Annotated in this window: 18 protein-coding genes; 15 read left to right on the top strand and 3 right to left on the bottom strand. The window is 61.7% G+C overall.

Annotated features, from left to right (window positions below; all coding sequences use genetic code 11):
• Window positions 1-85: 85 nt before the first annotated feature.
• Genes hpaR through AAFM15_RS05610 form a run of 11 tightly spaced genes read left to right on the top strand, consistent with a single transcriptional unit; the run spans window position 86 to window position 9,167 of the window.
• Window positions 86-577 carry a homoprotocatechuate degradation operon regulator HpaR gene (gene hpaR, locus AAFM15_RS05660; RefSeq protein ID WP_341685734.1) on the top strand — a complete coding sequence of 164 codons (492 nt, stop codon included), beginning with the start codon at window positions 86-88 and terminating at the stop codon, window positions 575-577.
• Window positions 574-1,206 carry a fumarylacetoacetate hydrolase family protein gene (locus AAFM15_RS05655; protein WP_341685733.1) on the top strand — a complete coding sequence of 211 codons (633 nt, stop codon included), beginning with the start codon at window positions 574-576 and terminating at the stop codon, window positions 1,204-1,206. Before hpaR ends, AAFM15_RS05655 begins: the two co-directional genes overlap by 4 nt.
• Window positions 1,203-1,967 carry a fumarylacetoacetate hydrolase family protein gene (locus AAFM15_RS05650; protein WP_341685732.1) on the top strand — a complete coding sequence of 255 codons (765 nt, stop codon included), beginning with the start codon at window positions 1,203-1,205 and terminating at the stop codon, window positions 1,965-1,967. The genes AAFM15_RS05655 and AAFM15_RS05650 overlap by 4 nt, the downstream gene beginning before the upstream one ends.
• 2 nt (window positions 1,968-1,969) lie before the next feature.
• The gene (gene hpaE / locus AAFM15_RS05645) at window positions 1,970-3,439 is read left to right on the top strand and encodes a 5-carboxymethyl-2-hydroxymuconate semialdehyde dehydrogenase (RefSeq protein ID WP_341685731.1); all 1,470 of its coding nucleotides are present in this window, start codon (window positions 1,970-1,972) and stop codon (window positions 3,437-3,439) included.
• Between the two features lie 2 nt (window positions 3,440-3,441).
• The gene (gene hpaD / locus AAFM15_RS05640; protein WP_341685730.1) at window positions 3,442-4,368 is read left to right on the top strand and encodes a 3,4-dihydroxyphenylacetate 2,3-dioxygenase; all 927 of its coding nucleotides are present in this window, start codon (window positions 3,442-3,444) and stop codon (window positions 4,366-4,368) included.
• Window positions 4,369-4,383: 15 nt separating this feature from the next.
• Complete coding sequence (locus AAFM15_RS05635) at window positions 4,384-4,812, top strand: 5-carboxymethyl-2-hydroxymuconate isomerase (protein WP_341685729.1); 429 nt, start codon at window positions 4,384-4,386, stop codon at window positions 4,810-4,812.
• Between the two features lie 2 nt (window positions 4,813-4,814).
• Entirely contained in the window at window positions 4,815-5,630 is an 816-nt protein-coding gene (hpaH, locus tag AAFM15_RS05630) for a 2-oxo-hept-4-ene-1,7-dioate hydratase (RefSeq protein WP_341685728.1), read from the top strand.
• 10 nt (window positions 5,631-5,640) lie between these two features.
• Entirely contained in the window at window positions 5,641-6,456 is an 816-nt protein-coding gene (locus AAFM15_RS05625) for an HpcH/HpaI aldolase/citrate lyase family protein (protein ID WP_341685727.1), read from the top strand.
• 17 nt (window positions 6,457-6,473) lie between these two features.
• Entirely contained in the window at window positions 6,474-7,262 is a 789-nt protein-coding gene (locus tag AAFM15_RS05620; RefSeq protein WP_341685726.1) for a class II aldolase/adducin family protein, read from the top strand.
• Window positions 7,259-8,260 (top strand): 2-dehydropantoate 2-reductase, encoded by a 1,002-nt coding sequence (locus AAFM15_RS05615; RefSeq protein ID WP_341685725.1) that lies wholly within the window; start codon window positions 7,259-7,261, stop codon window positions 8,258-8,260. Before AAFM15_RS05620 ends, AAFM15_RS05615 begins: the two co-directional genes overlap by 4 nt.
• A gap of 4 nt (window positions 8,261-8,264) precedes the next feature.
• Entirely contained in the window at window positions 8,265-9,167 is a 903-nt protein-coding gene (locus AAFM15_RS05610; protein WP_341685724.1) for a DMT family transporter, read from the top strand.
• Window positions 9,168-9,173: 6 nt separating this feature from the next.
• Here AAFM15_RS05610 and rsmI read toward each other — a convergent pair whose 3' ends face one another.
• Window positions 9,174-10,091 (bottom strand): 16S rRNA (cytidine(1402)-2'-O)-methyltransferase, encoded by a 918-nt coding sequence (gene rsmI, locus AAFM15_RS05605; RefSeq protein WP_371833086.1) that lies wholly within the window; start codon window positions 10,089-10,091, stop codon window positions 9,174-9,176.
• Between rsmI and AAFM15_RS05600 the strand changes: the two genes are divergently transcribed.
• The 3 genes from AAFM15_RS05600 (at window position 10,091) to AAFM15_RS05590 (ending at window position 11,738) form a co-directional block, all read left to right on the top strand.
• Window positions 10,091-10,480: a YraN family protein gene (locus tag AAFM15_RS05600; protein ID WP_341685723.1), complete on the top strand. Its 390-nt coding sequence runs from the start codon at window positions 10,091-10,093 to the stop codon at window positions 10,478-10,480. The genes rsmI and AAFM15_RS05600 overlap by 1 nt on opposite strands.
• A 62-nt stretch (window positions 10,481-10,542) precedes the next feature.
• Entirely contained in the window at window positions 10,543-11,103 is a 561-nt protein-coding gene (locus tag AAFM15_RS05595; protein ID WP_341685722.1) for an SIS domain-containing protein, read from the top strand.
• On the top strand, window positions 11,100-11,738 hold the full coding sequence (locus AAFM15_RS05590; protein WP_341685721.1) for a BON domain-containing protein: 639 nt from the start codon (window positions 11,100-11,102) through the stop codon (window positions 11,736-11,738). The genes AAFM15_RS05595 and AAFM15_RS05590 overlap by 4 nt, the downstream gene beginning before the upstream one ends.
• A gap of 30 nt (window positions 11,739-11,768) precedes the next feature.
• On the opposite strand, the gene AAFM15_RS05585 is transcribed toward AAFM15_RS05590, so the two are convergent.
• Window positions 11,769-12,674, bottom strand: coding sequence for an NAD(P)-dependent oxidoreductase (locus tag AAFM15_RS05585; RefSeq protein ID WP_341685720.1), 906 nt, complete (start codon window positions 12,672-12,674; stop codon window positions 11,769-11,771).
• Between the two features lie 95 nt (window positions 12,675-12,769).
• Here AAFM15_RS05585 and AAFM15_RS05580 point away from each other — a divergent pair, with 95 nt between their 5' ends.
• Window positions 12,770-13,465 carry a YggS family pyridoxal phosphate-dependent enzyme gene (locus tag AAFM15_RS05580; protein ID WP_341685719.1) on the top strand — a complete coding sequence of 232 codons (696 nt, stop codon included), beginning with the start codon at window positions 12,770-12,772 and terminating at the stop codon, window positions 13,463-13,465.
• Window positions 13,466-13,471: 6 nt separating this feature from the next.
• Here AAFM15_RS05580 and AAFM15_RS05575 read toward each other — a convergent pair whose 3' ends face one another.
• A complete protein-coding gene (locus AAFM15_RS05575) occupies window positions 13,472-14,986 on the bottom strand; it encodes an FAD-linked oxidase C-terminal domain-containing protein (RefSeq protein WP_341685718.1) in 1,515 nt (504 codons plus the stop codon).
• Window positions 14,987-15,038 lie beyond the last annotated feature (52 nt).

The following is a 15,038-nucleotide window of genomic DNA, read 5'->3' as shown; positions in this document are numbered from 1 at the left end:
CTTCGGCGCCTTTTTTCATTTCTGAACGTACCCAAGGGTTCCCACTATATGGTCGGTTTGCAAAAACATTTAATATGTTAAATAAATGAACAAACCTATTCCTTTTGTCCACCGCAACCTGCCGCGCCTGCTGCTGCAAGCGCGCGAAGCCGTCATGGCGCATACCCGCCCCGGGCTGCGCGAACACGGCCTGTCCGACCAGCAGTGGCGCGTGCTGCGCGTTCTGGGCGAGCATGCCGATGACCCTGCAGGCATTGAAACCGGCCGCGTGGCGCGTGAAGCTTACCTGTTGGGCCCTAGCTTGACTGGTGTACTCACTCGTATGGAGCGCGATGGCTTGATCGTTCGGGACAAGTGCCCGCAGGATGCACGTCGCACGGTGGTGCGTGCCACCGCTCTGGGGCTCGACAAAGTGCAGGCGCTGTCTCAAACCATCGAGGCGCACTACGCCTGGATGGAGCAGCACCTGGGCAAAACCAAACTGGGCCAGCTGTACGCCCTGCTGGACGAAGTGATTGCACTGGAAGCGCCCGAAATCGAAACGCCAGAAGAACTGGTCGAGGAAGAAGAACGATGACCCCCTGGTTACCCCAAGGCACGGTGTACGGCACCTTGCTTAACTTTCGCCGCGAGTGGGACTTGTGGTCTGCACGCATGACGCAAGACCCGCACAAGGCCGCGCCCAAAGCCCCCGTGCTGTATGTGAAGACCGCCAACACCTTCTGCCCCGCCGGACAGGACTTGCTGTTGCAGGACGGCGTGAGCGAGGTCGACATCGGCGCCACGCTGGGCCTGGTCATCGGTGCGCAGGCGCAGGTGGTGGGTGCGGTGCTGATGAATGACTGGACCGTGCCGCACACCAGCTACTACCGCCCACCCGTCAAGTACCGTACTCGCGACGGCTTTCTGGCGTTGCCGCCGCACGTCAGCCCTGGTCGCCTGCAGGACTGGAGCGCACTGCAGATCGCGGTGCGTCGCAATGGCGAGTTGGTGCAGCAGGTGAATTTGAGTGAGCTGATGCGCGGCATCCCGCAGCTGCTGGCCGATGTGGGCGACTTCATGACGCTGCAGCCCGCTGACGTGCTGATGGTGGGCACCAATTGCCTGAGTGATGGCACACGCCCGCGAGCCAAGGCCGGTGACCGGGTTGAGATTTCTGCCCCTGGTTTCAGCGCGGTGACCACCAACGTGAAAGGCCTGGCATGAAACACGCTCGCATCGCCTGGTCTGGCGCCATTCACGACGCTGTCGAATCCGACAGCCAACTGTTGTTGATGCAAGGCCCGCACGCCGGTCGTTGTGTCGCCTTCGACGAAGTCGTCTGGTTGCCGCCGCTGGCACCTACCCCGCAAGCACGCACCGTGATCGCGCTGGGTCTGAACTATGCCGACCACGCCAAGGAACTCGCTTTCAAGGCGCCCGAAGAGCCACTGGCCTTCATGAAAAGCCAGGCCTCGCTGATCGGCCACCAAGCCTTCACCAAACGCCCACCCGATGTGCAGTACATGCACTACGAGTGCGAACTGGCCGTGGTGATGGGCCGCACCGCACGCCACGTGAAGAAGACCGATGCGTATGACTACATCGCGGGCTACACCGTGGCCAACGACTACGCCATCCGCGACTACCTGGAAAACTGGTACCGCCCCAACCTGCGCGTGAAAAACCGCGACACCTGCACGCCGATTGGCCCCTGGCTGGTGGACGCGGCCGATGTGCCCGATCCGATGGCGCTCAAGCTGCAAACCACCGTGAACGGCAAGGTCACACAAACCGGCAGCACGGCCGACATGATTTTTGATGTGCCCACGCTGATCGAGTACTTCAGCAGCTTCATGACGCTGAACCCTGGCGACCTGATCCTGACCGGCACGCCCGACGGCATTGTGGACTGCCAGCCGGGCGACGTGATCGTCACCGAAATCGAAGGCATCGGCGCCTTGACCAACACCATTGTGAAAGCTTGACCATGAAAATCGACCACCTGATCAACGGCAAAAGCGTCGCAGGCAGCGACTACTTCGAGACCATCAACCCTGCCACGCAAGAAGTGCTGGCCGAAGTGGCCTCAGGCGGCGTGGCGGAGGTCAATGCTGCCGTGGCTGCAGCCAAAGAAGCGTTCCCGAAATGGGCCGCCACACCTGCCACAGAGCGCGCCAAGGTCATGCGCAAATTGGGCGAGCTGATCACGAAACACGTGCCTGAAATTGCGGAAACCGAGACCAAGGACTGCGGCCAGACCATCAGCCAGACCGGCAAGCAGCTGGTGCCGCGCGCGGCAGACAACTTCCATTACTTTGCCGAGATGTGCACCCGCGTGGACGGTCACACCTACCCGACGCCCACGCACCTGAACTACACGCTGTTCCACCCCGTGGGCGTGTGCGCGCTCATCAGCCCGTGGAACGTGCCTTTCATGACGGCCACCTGGAAGGTCGCGCCCTGCCTGGCCTTTGGCAACACCGCCGTGCTCAAGATGAGCGAGCTCTCGCCCCTCACGGCCGCACGCCTGGGCGAGCTAGCGCTCGAGGCGGGCGTGCCTGCGGGTGTGCTCAACATCGTGCACGGCTACGGCAAGGAAGCAGGCGAGCCGCTGGTCTCGCACCGCGATGTGCGGGCGATTTCCTTCACCGGCTCCACCGTCACCGGCAACCGCATCGTGCAAAGCGCGGGGCTGAAAAAGTTCAGCATGGAGCTGGGCGGCAAGAGCCCGTTTGTGATTTTTGAAGACGCCGACCTGGACCGCGCCCTCGATGCGGCCGTGTTCATGATCTTCAGCAACAACGGCGAGCGCTGCACCGCAGGCAGCCGTATCCTCGTGCAGCAAAGCATCTATGCCGACTTTGCTGCCAAATTTGCCGAGCGTGCCAAGCGCATCACCGTGGGTGATCCACTCGACGAGAAAACCATCGTCGGCCCGATGATCTCCAAAGCCCACCTGGCCAAGGTGCGCAGCTACATCGAACTCGGCCCCAAGGAAGGCGCGACGATGCTGTGCGGTGGTCTCGACAAGCCGTCATATGCAGCCGACCTGCCCACGCATGTGCAAAACGGCAACTTCGTCTGGCCCACGGTCTTTGCCGATGTCGACAACCGCATGCGCATCGCCCAAGAAGAAATCTTCGGCCCCGTGGCTTGCCTGATCCCGTTCAAGGACGAGGCTGACGCCATCCAGAAAGCCAACGACATCGACTACGGCCTGTCCAGTTATGTCTGGACCGAAAACCTGGGCAAGGCCCACCGCGTGGCCGCCGCTATCGAGGCTGGCATGTGTTTCGTCAACAGCCAGAACGTGCGCGACCTGCGCCAACCCTTTGGCGGCACCAAGGCCAGCGGCACCGGCCGCGAAGGCGGCACCTGGAGCTACGAAGTCTTCTGCGAACCCAAGAACGTGGCGGTCAGTATGGGCAGCCACCACATCCCGCACTGGGGAGTCTGATCATGGGCCAGTTAGCGCTTGCCGCCAAAATCACCCACGTGCCCAGCATGTACCTGAGCGAGATTCCCGGGCCGCGTTTTGGCACACGCCAAAGCGCCATCGACGGCCATAAAGAGATCAGCCGCCGTTGCCGCGCCATGGGCGTGGACACGCTGGTGGTGTTCGACACGCACTGGCTGGTCAATGCGAACTACCACATCAACTGTGCGCCGCACTTCAAGGGCAACTACACCAGCAACGAGCTGCCGCACTTCATCCACCACATGGCGTTTGAGTCGCCGGGTAACCCTGAACTGGGTCACCTACTCGCGAAAGTGGCCAACGAACACGGCGTGGAAACGCTGGCGCACGACAACACCACGCTCGACCCCGAGTACGGCACGCTGGTGCCGCTGCGCTACATGAACGAAGACCAGCATTTCAAGGTGGTCTCGGTCTCGGCCCTGTGCATGGTGCATTACCTCAGCGACAGCGCCCGCCTGGGCTGGGCCTTCCGGCAAGCGGTGGAAAAGCATTACGACGGCAAGGTCGCGTTTCTGGCCAGCGGCTCACTCAGCCACCGCTTTGCACAAAACGGTTTGGCCCCCGAGTTCGCGCACAAAATCTGGAGCCCATTTCTGGAGCAGCTTGACAAACAGGTTTTGCAAATGTGGGCGAAGCGCGAGTGGAAAGCCTTTTGCGACATGCTGCCCGAATACGCCAGCAAGGGCCACGGCGAAGGCTTCATGCACGACACCGCCATGCTGATGGGCGCGCTGGGTTGGACCGGTTACGACGGCGGCGCAGAGATCGTCACGCCGTACTTTGGCGCCAGCGGCACCGGCCAGCTCAACGCCATCTTTGAAGTGACGCCGCAAGACGGCGCGCAAGTGCCCATGCCCGTGGCCAGCAGCGCCGAAGGCTACACAGCCATCAGCACCCGTTTGTGATTCGGAGAGGAAAGTATGCCCCATCTCGTGATCCTCTACACCGGCCAGCTCGACGCTGAAGTGAACATGACCACCTTGTGCCGCCAGATGGCGGACGCCATGCTCACCGTCCAGGACGAAGAAGGCAAACAGGTCTTTCCGACCGGCGGCACCCGTGTGCTGGCCTACCCCGCGCCGCACTACGCGGTGGCAGATGGCGGCGCAGCAGGGCGCGAAGCCGGGGGCACGGGCGATTACGCCTTTGTCTATCTGAACCTGCGCATGGGCCGTGGCCGCACCGAAGCCACACAGCAACGCGCCGGGCAAACATTGCTTGAAGTGGCCAAAGCCTTTTTCGCGCCCGTCATGGCACAGCGCCACATCGGCATCACGCTGCAGATCGATGTCGGGCCTGAAGTATTTGACGCCAAGCACAGCAACATTCATCCCCTGTTTCGGAAATGACCATGTTTGATGACGCATTGATCCAGCAGCTCGCGCACGAGCTGAACCAGTCTGAAAAATCCCGTGTGCAGATCGAGCACTTCTCCAAGCGCTACCCGGGCATGACCATCGAAGACGGCTACCGCATCAACCGCGCCTGGATGCAGATCAAGTTCGCCGAAGGCCGCACCATGATCGGCCACAAGATCGGCCTCACCAGCCGCGCCATGCAGGTGTCCAGCCAGATCGATGAGCCCGACTACGGCACCCTGCTGGACGACATGCTGTACACCTGCACACCCGGTCAGGTGCTGGACATTCCGCATCAGAATTTCATCGCCCCGCGTGTCGAGGTCGAGCTGGCCTTCATCCTCAAGAAGGAACTGCGCGGCCCCAACGTGACGGTGGAGCAGGTACTGGATGCCACGGAATACGTCACGCCTGCGATCGAGATCATCGATGCGCGCATCGAGCAGTTCGACCGCCACACCAAAGTGATGCGCAAGGTGTACGACACCATCAGCGACAACGCCGCCAACGCGGGTATCGTGCTCGGCGCCAAGCGCGTGGACCCGCTGACCACCGACTTGCCCTGGTGCGGCGCCATCCTGCGCCAAAACGGTGTGGTCGAAGAAACCGGGCTGGCGGCGGGCGTGCAAGGGCATCCGGCGGTGGGCATTGCGTGGTTGGCCAACAAGCTCGCGCCCTGGGGCGAGCATCTGCAGGCCGGTGAGATTGTGCTGGCCGGTTCCTTCACCAAGCCCGCACCCGCCAAGGTGGGCGATGTGTTCGATGCCGACTACGGCCCGCTCGGCAAGCTGCAATTCCGTTTTGTTTGAGAGGCTCAACATGCAAACCCCGACAAACCTTTTCAAGCAAGCCCTGCTTGAGCGTCGCCCGCAAATCGGGCTGTGGATGGGCCTGGCCAACGACTACACCGCCGAAATCTGCGCCCTCGCTGGTTTCGACTGGCTGGTGATCGACGGTGAACATGCGCCTAACGACCTGGGCAGCATCCTCGGGCAACTCAAGACGCTGGCAGCCTATCCCGGTAGCCACGCGGTAGCCCGTGTGCCGGTGGGTGACACTGCACTCATCAAGCAGTACCTGGACTTGGGTGCACAAAACATTCTGGTGCCCATGGTGGATACGCCCGAGCAAGCGGCTCAACTGGTGCAGGCCATGCGTTATCCGCAAGACGATGGCCATGGCGGCGTGCGCGGCATGGCCGGCGCCCGTGCCTCGCGCTGGGGTCATTACGCCGATTATTACAAGCGGGCCAATGAAGAGGTGTGCCTGATTGTGCAGGTGGAGTCGCTGCAGGGCCTGAACAACCTGGACGCGATTGCCGCCACGCCTGGCGTGGATGGGGTATTCATTGGCCCCGCAGATTTGTCCGCTTCCATGGGCCATGTGGGCAATGCTGCGCATCCCGAGGTGCAAGCCGCTATCGAGGGGGCTATCGCCCGCATCCTGAAGGCCGGCAAGGCGCCCGGCATCCTGACCGCTGACGAAGCGTTGGCCAAGCGCTATCTGGCGCTGGGTGCCACGTTTGTGGCCGTGGGCCTGGACACCCAGATCCTGATGCGCCAGACCACTGCGTTGGCGGCGCGCTTCAAAGCCAACGTACCGAACACCGCCCCTCAAAAAGGCGCCACCTACTAAATTGCAGGAGACACACCATGTTCCCCACACCTCAACCCGTTGTGCCTTCGCTGCAGGCCCGCGTGCATCCTGACGAGTGGAAGGCGCGTTTGCAATTGGCCGCCTGCTACCGCGTGTTTGCCATGCTCGGCTGGACCGAGATGATCTACAACCACATCACGCTGCGCCTGCCCGACACCGTGACTGGTGGCGAGAAACATTTCCTGATCAACCCCTTCGGCCTGCATTACAGCGAGGTCACCGCCAGCAATCTCATCAAGATCAACCTCGCGGGTGACAAGCTTGATGATTCACCTTACCCTGTCAACCCGGCGGGCTATGTGCTGCACAGCACGATTCACGGCGGCATTGAGGGCGCGCATTGCGTCATGCACACCCACACCACGGCGGGCGTGTCGGTCGCCAGTCTGGAGGGTGGGCTGTCACAAAGCAATTTTTACTCTGCGCAGTTGCATGACATGGTGGCGTACCACACGTTTGAAGGCATCACCGTGCATGCCGAGGAAGGCCCGCGTGTACTGCAGAGCATCGGCCGCAAACCTGCAGTGATCCTGTGCAACCATGGTCTGTTGTCCTGGGGGCAAACATTGCCGCAAACCTTTGCGATCTTGTGGACGCTGCAGCGCGCCTGCGAGATCCAGCTGGCCACGCAGAGCATGGGCACACCGATCCCGGTGCCTGCCGACATTGCCGCCAAGTGCACGCGTGATGCGCTGCAGTTCAACCCCAACCACGGTGCGGGCAACGATGTGTTTGAAGCCTTGGTTCGCCAAGTCGATCGCATCGATCAAGGATGGCGTGCGTGAGCGCGATCGGGTTCGGGAAAGTCGCCATCGTCGGCGCAGGCGCCATTGGTGGTTGGCTGGGTGTGCACCTTGCCAAAGCGGGTGTGCAGCTCAGTGTGCTGGCGCGGGGCAATACCTTGCAAGCGTTGCAACAACGTGGCCTGCAATTGAACCAAGGTGGTCAGTTGCACTCTGTGTCTGTGCAGGCGTCAAACGACGCGGCAGATCTGGGTGTGCAGGACCTGGTGGTCATCTCGGTCAAAGCGCCGGCCTTGGCTGCAGTCGCCCCGCAAGTGGCGCCGCTTATCGGCCCTGAAACAGTGGTGATGACGGCCATGAATGGCGTACCCTGGTGGTTTTTGCAGGGCTTTGGCGGACCCGTGCAAGGACGTTCGTTGCAAACGGTGGATCCACAGGGCGCCATTTCACGTGCCTTGCCTGCGAGGCACATCATCGGCTGTGTGGTGCATGCCAGTTGTTCGGTCGATGCGCCCGGTGTCATTCGGCACCACTTTGGCGATGGTCTGATTGTGGGTGAGCCTTCTGGACAAGCCACGCCGCGTGTTCAGGCGCTGCATGCTTTGCTGCAACGCGTGGGCTTCAATGCCACCTTGTCCTCTCAAATCCAGAAAGACATTTGGTACAAGCTGTGGGGCAATATGACCATGAACCCGGTCAGCGCCATCACAGGTGCCACAGCTGACAGCGTGCTGGATGACGACATGGTGCGCGGCTTCATGTCCAGAGTCATGCTGGAAGCCAAAGCGATTGGTGAGTGCATCGGCATTCCGATTGCGCAGGAACCGGAAGATCGGCATGCCGTGACGCGCAAATTGGGCGCCTTCAAAACCTCGATGCTCCAGGATGTCCAGTCCGGAAAACCGGTGGAGCTCGATGCCCTGGTCAGTGCGGTGCGCGAACTGGGGCAGATGACGGGTGTGAGCACGCCGTTTACCGACGCCTTGCTGGGTTTGAGTCGCCTGCATGCCAGGACTTTGGGCCTGTACCCCGCACAATGAAGCCATGAATGCCCCCGCACGTTTGACCCTGACGGGTTTTGCCACTTTGCTCTTGATCGCTTTCATGATGGGGGCCAACCACGTCGCGGCACGCTTTGCTTTCAATCACGGCGTCAATGTGGTCACGGCGGTGAGTTTTCGCAGTGGTGTCACGGCATTGGTGGTCTTGCTGATCTTGTGGCAACAGGGCGTGTCCTGGCGCTTGAACGCTCGGCATCAACGGTATTTGCCTTTGATTGGCGCGCTGATTGCTGTGCAAAGCGTGTGCCTGTATTCCTCGGTGGCGCGTTTGCCGGTGGCGCTGGCCTTGCTGGTGTTCAACACCTACCCCATGGCGGCAGCGCTTTGGGCGCGGGTGCTGTACGCGCACCGCCCGGAGCGGCGCGTGGTGTTGGCCATGCCCGTCATGTTGCTGGGTTTGGCCTTGGCGCTGGATGTGCTCGGTGCAGCTTCCGGCTTGGGCGTCGCCGCGCAGTGGAGCCAGATAGGTTTGGGTGTGGCTTTTGCCTTGGGGGCTTCGGCCACGTTTGGTCTGGCCATGGTGCTCACGCAATACGAGGCAGGCGATCTGGATGGTCGCTTGCGCACCTTCACCACCATGGGGCAGGTGGCGGTGTGGGCCAGCGCAGCGGCCAGTCTGGGCCTGGGCTGGCAGTTGCCAGTGGATGCCACTGGTTGGGTGGGGTTGGGCATGCTCACATTCTTGTACGGAACGGCTTTCACCATCATGTTCACCGTGCTGCCCAAGTTGGGGGTGGTGGGTAATTCGCCCATCATGAATGTGGAGCCCATTTTTTCATTGGCGCTGGCCTGGGCGCTGCTGGGTCAGGCGATTGCGCCCATGCAGTTGTTGGGCGCAGCCTTGGTGGTGGGGACCGTATTGGTCCTGGGCTTGCTCAAACGCTGACAGCGCCTATGTGTTTTTGAGTTCCAGGGCGCGTTCGTAGAGCGCGTTTTTGGACTCGCCTGAAATTTCCGCAGCCAGACGAACGGCGGTTTTCAGCGGCAGTTCAGGCAACAGCAATTGCAGCACCCGATCGCCCTCACCGCTGGAGGCGTTGTCTTCGGTGCGTTCGTGCACCACCAGGGCAAATTCACCGCGTTGATGTTCCGGGCGTTCGCACAGCCAGGCGTGCAGGTCTTGAGCGGTCATGGTGTGGATTTGCTCAAACTGCTTGGTCAACTCGCGGCCAACCGTGATCATGCGCGAGCCCAGCGCGGCCAGCGCTTTGCCCGTGGCTTCAATGCGGTGCGGCGCTTCCAGCAAAACCACGGCGCGATGCTCTTGCGCCAGCGCTTGCACGGCGCGCTCGCGTTCGGTGGCTTTGTTGGGCAAAAAGCCCTGGAACACAAAACCGCCTTCACCCGTCATGCCGCTGGCGCTGAGCAAGGTGGTCACGCTGCTGGCGCCGGGCAAGGGCATCACGCGGTAGCCCGCAGCGCGTACGGCGGCGACCAGCCGAGCACCGGGGTCGCTGATGGCGGGGGTGCCTGCATCGCTCACATAGGCCACGCGCTCACCATGGGCCAGGCGTTCGAGCACTTGCTGTGCGGCTTGTGCCTCGTTGTGCTGGTGCACGGCCAGCAGTGCGGCGGTGGGCCGCTCCAGCCCATAAGAGCGAAGCAATTGTTGGGTGTGGCGGGTGTCCTCGCAGGCCAGGGTGTCGGCCTTGGCCAACAGGTACAAAGCGCGCAAGCCGATGTCGGCCAGGTTGCCAATTGGGGTGGCAACCACGTACAGTGTGCTGGCCGGATGGCTTTGCCCGCTGGCGGCTTCTTCGGCCGCTTGCACCAGCAACGACTGACCGGCATTCAAGGGAGAGGGGATCAATGCAATTCCTCAGGCAACAAAACGAAACAAAACCGACCACCAAAGCACGGGGCGATGCCGCAGAGGCACAGGCGCTCGCTTATTTACAAAAGCAGGGCCTGCGGCTGCTGGTGCGCAATTATCGGACGCCTGGCCGGGGCGGGGGCGAAATTGATCTCATCATGCAGCAAAGTGATGGCACAGTGGTTTTTGTCGAAGTTCGCCAGCGCAGCCGTGCGGGGCATGGTGGCGCAGCGGCCAGCGTGGCTTTCACCAAGCAGCGACGCATTGTGCGTGCAGCGCAACATTACCTGCTGCGCTGGCCCCGTTTGCCGGCCACCCGTTTTGACGTCGTGGCGCTCGATGGCGACCAACTGCAGTGGCTGCCTGGTGCTTTTGACGCTGCCTGACCAAGCCTGTTTGTAGCCTTGGTCACTGACCGGTCAGGCGGCTGGCGGTATGATTTCGCCTCATGTCCGACCAACATATCCAGCAACACATCATTGACAGCGCCGATGGGCTCTACCAAACGGCCGAACCGTTGGCCAAACAGGTGGATGCAGCTGCGCAAGCTTTGGTGACCGGCTTGACCGGTGGAGGTAAGGTGTTGGTGGCTGGTACGGGCGGTGGGGCGTGGCTGGCGCCATATCTGGTTGAGCTGCTGATCAATGGCCTGGAGCGTGAACGTCCGCCTCTGCCCGCCATTCATCTGGCCGCGCCGCAAGGCGAGCTGGACAGGCAGCTGCAGGCCATGGGCCATGCTGGTGATGTGCTGGTACTGATCAGTGACGGTATGGACACACAGGTCTTGACGGCATGGGTGCAGTCAGCCCATGAGCGTGATATCAGTGTGGTGGCTGTCACCGGACCCGTCAGTGCGGCATGGGCCAAGATGCTGGCCGAAACGGATGTTCACGTGGCGGTGGCGCAAGAGCCATTGACCCGCGTGCGAGAGGTGCAATGCTTGGTCTTGCACTGTTTATGTGATGCAATCGACGTCCAGTTGCTGGGCGAACAGGAGAATGACGAATGAAGCGTGATGTCAAAACTTGGGTGATGCGTGGTGTGCTGGTGGCTGCAGTGGCCGGTAGTCTCTCGGCTTGTGCACCGCTGGTGGTTGGTGGCGCCGTGGTTGGCGGCTTGTCAGCAACCGATCGACGCACCACCGGCTCGCAAGTGGAAGATGAGGGCATTGAGCTCAAAGTGGCCAGTGCACTGCGCCAGAGCATTGGCAACCGTATTCATGCCAATGTGACCAGTTACAACCGCCAGGTGCTGCTCAGCGGCGAGGTGGCCAGTCAGGCGGAAAAGGAACGCGCCGAAAAATTGGCCGTCAGCCAGGACAATGTGAATTCAGTGGTTAACGATCTGGCCGTGATTCCTCCCAGCAGCCTGACCCAGCGTGCCAAAGACACCGTGATCACCGGTCAGGTCAAGGCCGCCTTCCTGGATGCCAAGGACTTGCAATCGAACGCCATCAAGGTCGTGACCGAGCGCGGTCAGGTGTATCTGATGGGCCGCGTCACAGCCCGCGAAGCCAAGCGCGCCACTGACATCGCTCGCGGCATTGGTGGTGTGACCAAAGTGGTCCGCATTTTTGAGGAAATCTCCGAGCAGGAGTTGCAACGCCTGAGCGGCACCACCGCCACGCCCGCCAAAAAGAACTGAGCGTGACGGCGATCAGGCGCCGAGCGGGATTTAGCGCAGGCGCTTGATCAAGCTGGAGGTGTCCCAGCGGCCACCGCCCAGCTTTTGTACATCGGCGTAGAACTGGTCCACCAGCGCCGTCACGGGCAGGCGGGCGCCATTGCGCTTGGCTTCGTCCAGCACCAGGCCCAGGTCCTTGCGCATCCAGTCCACGGCAAAGCCGAAGTTGAACTGGTCGTCCACCATGGTCTTGCCGCGGTTGTCCATCTGCCAGCTCTGCGCGGCACCTTTGCCAATTACCTCCAGCACCAGCTTCATGTCCAGTCCGGCCTGCTGCCCAAAGGCCACGGCTTCGGACAGGCCTTGCATCAGCCCGGCAATACAGATCTGGTTGACCATCTTGGCCAGCTGACCAGCCCCGGACTCGCCAATCAGGGTGAACGCACGGGAGAACGCCATGCCCACGGGCTTGACCTGCTCAAAGCTGGCAGCGTTGCCACCGCACATCACGGTCAGCATCCCGTTCTCGGCGCCGGCCTGACCGCCGGAGACGGGGGCGTCGATGAATTGCAAGCCTTTTTCCAGCGCGATGGCATTGAGTTCACGGGCCACAGCCGCCGAGGCCGTGGTGTGATCCACAAACACGGCGCCCGGTTTCATGCCCGCAAACGCACCGTCCGGGCCCAGCACCACGCTGCGCAGGTCGGCATCGTTGCCCACGCAGGCAAACACAATGTCGGCGCCCGCTGCGGCTTCGCGCGGGGTGGGCGCGCTGCTGTTGCCGGGGCAGTCGGCCAGCCAGGCTTGTGCTTTGGCCGGACTGCGGTTGTACACAGTGACCTGATGGCCGGCGCGGGCCAGGTGGCCGGCCATGGGGTAGCCCATGACGCCCAGGCCCAGAAAGGCAACTTTGCGGGCGGGGCAGGCTTCGTAGGTTTTGGCGTTGATGGAGCTCATGGCTTGTCTTGATGCAGATTGAAGAAAACTGAAATTTAGCAGGAGCTGCGAAGATATGCAGTACTTGTGCGACCAGCTTTGGTACCCTTGGCGACATGTCCATTGTCCAAAACCTTGAAACAGTCCGTGCCCGCATCCGCAGCGCTTGCGCAGCGGCAGGACGCACACCCGAGTTGGTGCGCCTGCTGGCGGTCTCCAAAACCTTCCCGGCCGAAGACGTACGTGCAGCCCATGCGGCTGGACAAACCGCTTTCGGCGAGAACTACATCCAGGAAGGTGTGGACAAAATCGCGGCTTTGCGTGACTTGCCTTTGCAGTGGCATTGCATCGGCCCGATCCAGAGCAACAAGACCCGTTTGGTGGCTGAACACTTTGACTGGGTGCACAGCGTGGACCGGTCCAAGATTGCACAGCGCCTGTCAGACCAGCGGCCGGACGATATGGCGCCGCTGCAGGTGTGCCTGCAAGTCAACACCGACGGAGGTGAAACCAAGTCGGGTGTGCGCCCAGACGAGGTGCTGGTGCTGGCCCGCGAGGTGATGGCTTTGCCGCGATTGGTGTTGCGCGGGCTCATGACCATTCCCGATCCGGTCGAAGGGTTTGAGGCCCAAGTGGCCCTGCATCAACGGGCCACGGCTTTGTTTGAGCAGGTGCGCACAGAGCTCAATCCGCCGCAATGGGACACGCTGTCCATGGGCATGACAGCCGATCTGGAAGCGGCCATTGCCGCCGGCAGCACGATGGTGCGAGTGGGAACGGCCATTTTTGGTGGCCGCACGTACGCGCACTAAAGGCTTTCAAAAACGCGGCAAATCCGGGTGCTTGATCTGTCCGGCGCGCACCAGCATCTTGCCGTATTCCGCGCAGCGGTGAAGGGTGGGAATCACCTTGCCGGGGTTGAGCAAGCCCAATGGATCGAACGCGCGTTTGACGCCAAACATCTGCTCGTTTTCTTCGGCTGAAAACTGCACGCACATGCTGTTGACCTTCTCGATGCCTACGCCGTGCTCGCCTGTGACGGTTCCGCCCATGGCCACGCTGGTTTCCAGGATCTCGGCGCCAAATTGTTCGCAGCGGTGCAGCTGGTCGGGGTCGTTGGCATCGAACAAAATCAGTGGGTGCAGATTGCCATCGCCCGCATGGAAGACGTTGAGGCAACGCAGCGCGTATTTTTTTTCCATTTCGGAAATGGCTTGCAGGATGTCGGCCAGGCGCTTGCGCGGAATGGTCGAGTCCATGCACATGTAGTCGGGGCTGATGCGGCCCGATGCAGGGAATGCGTTTTTGCGCCCGCTCCAGAATTTCATGCGCTGGGCTTCGTCGCGGCTGACCGTGATGGCGGTGGCGCCGGCAGCACGCAGCACATCGCTCATGCGTCCAATTTCTTCTTCTACCTCTTCGGGTGTGCCGTCGCTCTCGCACAAAAGAATAGCGGCGGCGCTGAGGTCGTAATCGGCGTGGACAAAATCTTCCACCGCCACAGTCATGGGGCCGTCCATCATCTCCAGCCCGGCGGGGATGATGCCGGCGGCAATCACTGCGGCCACGGCGTCACCGGCTTTGCGTACATCGTCAAAGCTGGCCATGATGCAACGCGCCAGCTGCGGCTTGGGTACCAGCTTGACGGTGACTTCGGTGGTTACAGCCAGCATGCCTTCGCTGCCGATCAGCACGGCCAGCAGGTCGTAGCCCGCGGTGTCCAGCGCCTCGCTGCCGAACTCGACCGGGTCGCCATCGATGGTGAAGCCACGCACCTTGAGCACGTTGTGCACCGTCAGGCCATATTTGAGGCAATGCACGCCGCCTGAGTTCTCGGCCACGTTGCCACCAATCGTGCAGGCGATCTGGCTGGAGGGGTCAGGAGCGTAATACAGGCCATAGGGCGCAGCCGCCTCGCTGATGGCCAGGTTGCGCACGCCGCACTGCACCACAGCTGTCCGACTGCGCGCATCCACGCTCACGATCTTGTTGAAGCGGGCCATCGAAAGCGTGACCCCCATTTCATGGGGCATTGCGCCGCCAGACAGACCGGTGCCCGCGCCACGCGCCACCACAGGCACCTGCAGCTGCTTGCAGGCTCGCAGTACAGCTTGCACTTCTTGCTCGCTTTCGGGCAGGCACACGGCCAAGGGGCGCTGGCGGTAGGCGGTCAGGCCGTCGCACTCGTAGGGTGTCGTGTCTTCTGGCGTGTAGAGCACGGCGTCTTGAGGCAAAACAGCGAGTAACGCCCGCACGACTTGCTGCTGCAATGCAGCACGTGTGGACGTTTGTTCGGCGGCTTGGGCGGCGTCAAATGGGATCGGGCTGTTCATGGGCCCTAATGTACGCCCGTCAGCACATTTTGTGCATTGAAGAATGTTGAAA

This window comes from Limnohabitans sp. (assembly GCF_038134685.1).
GTDB lineage: Bacteria > Pseudomonadota > Gammaproteobacteria > Burkholderiales > Burkholderiaceae_C > Limnohabitans_A.
This window is presented reverse-complemented; position numbering and strand designations above follow the sequence as displayed.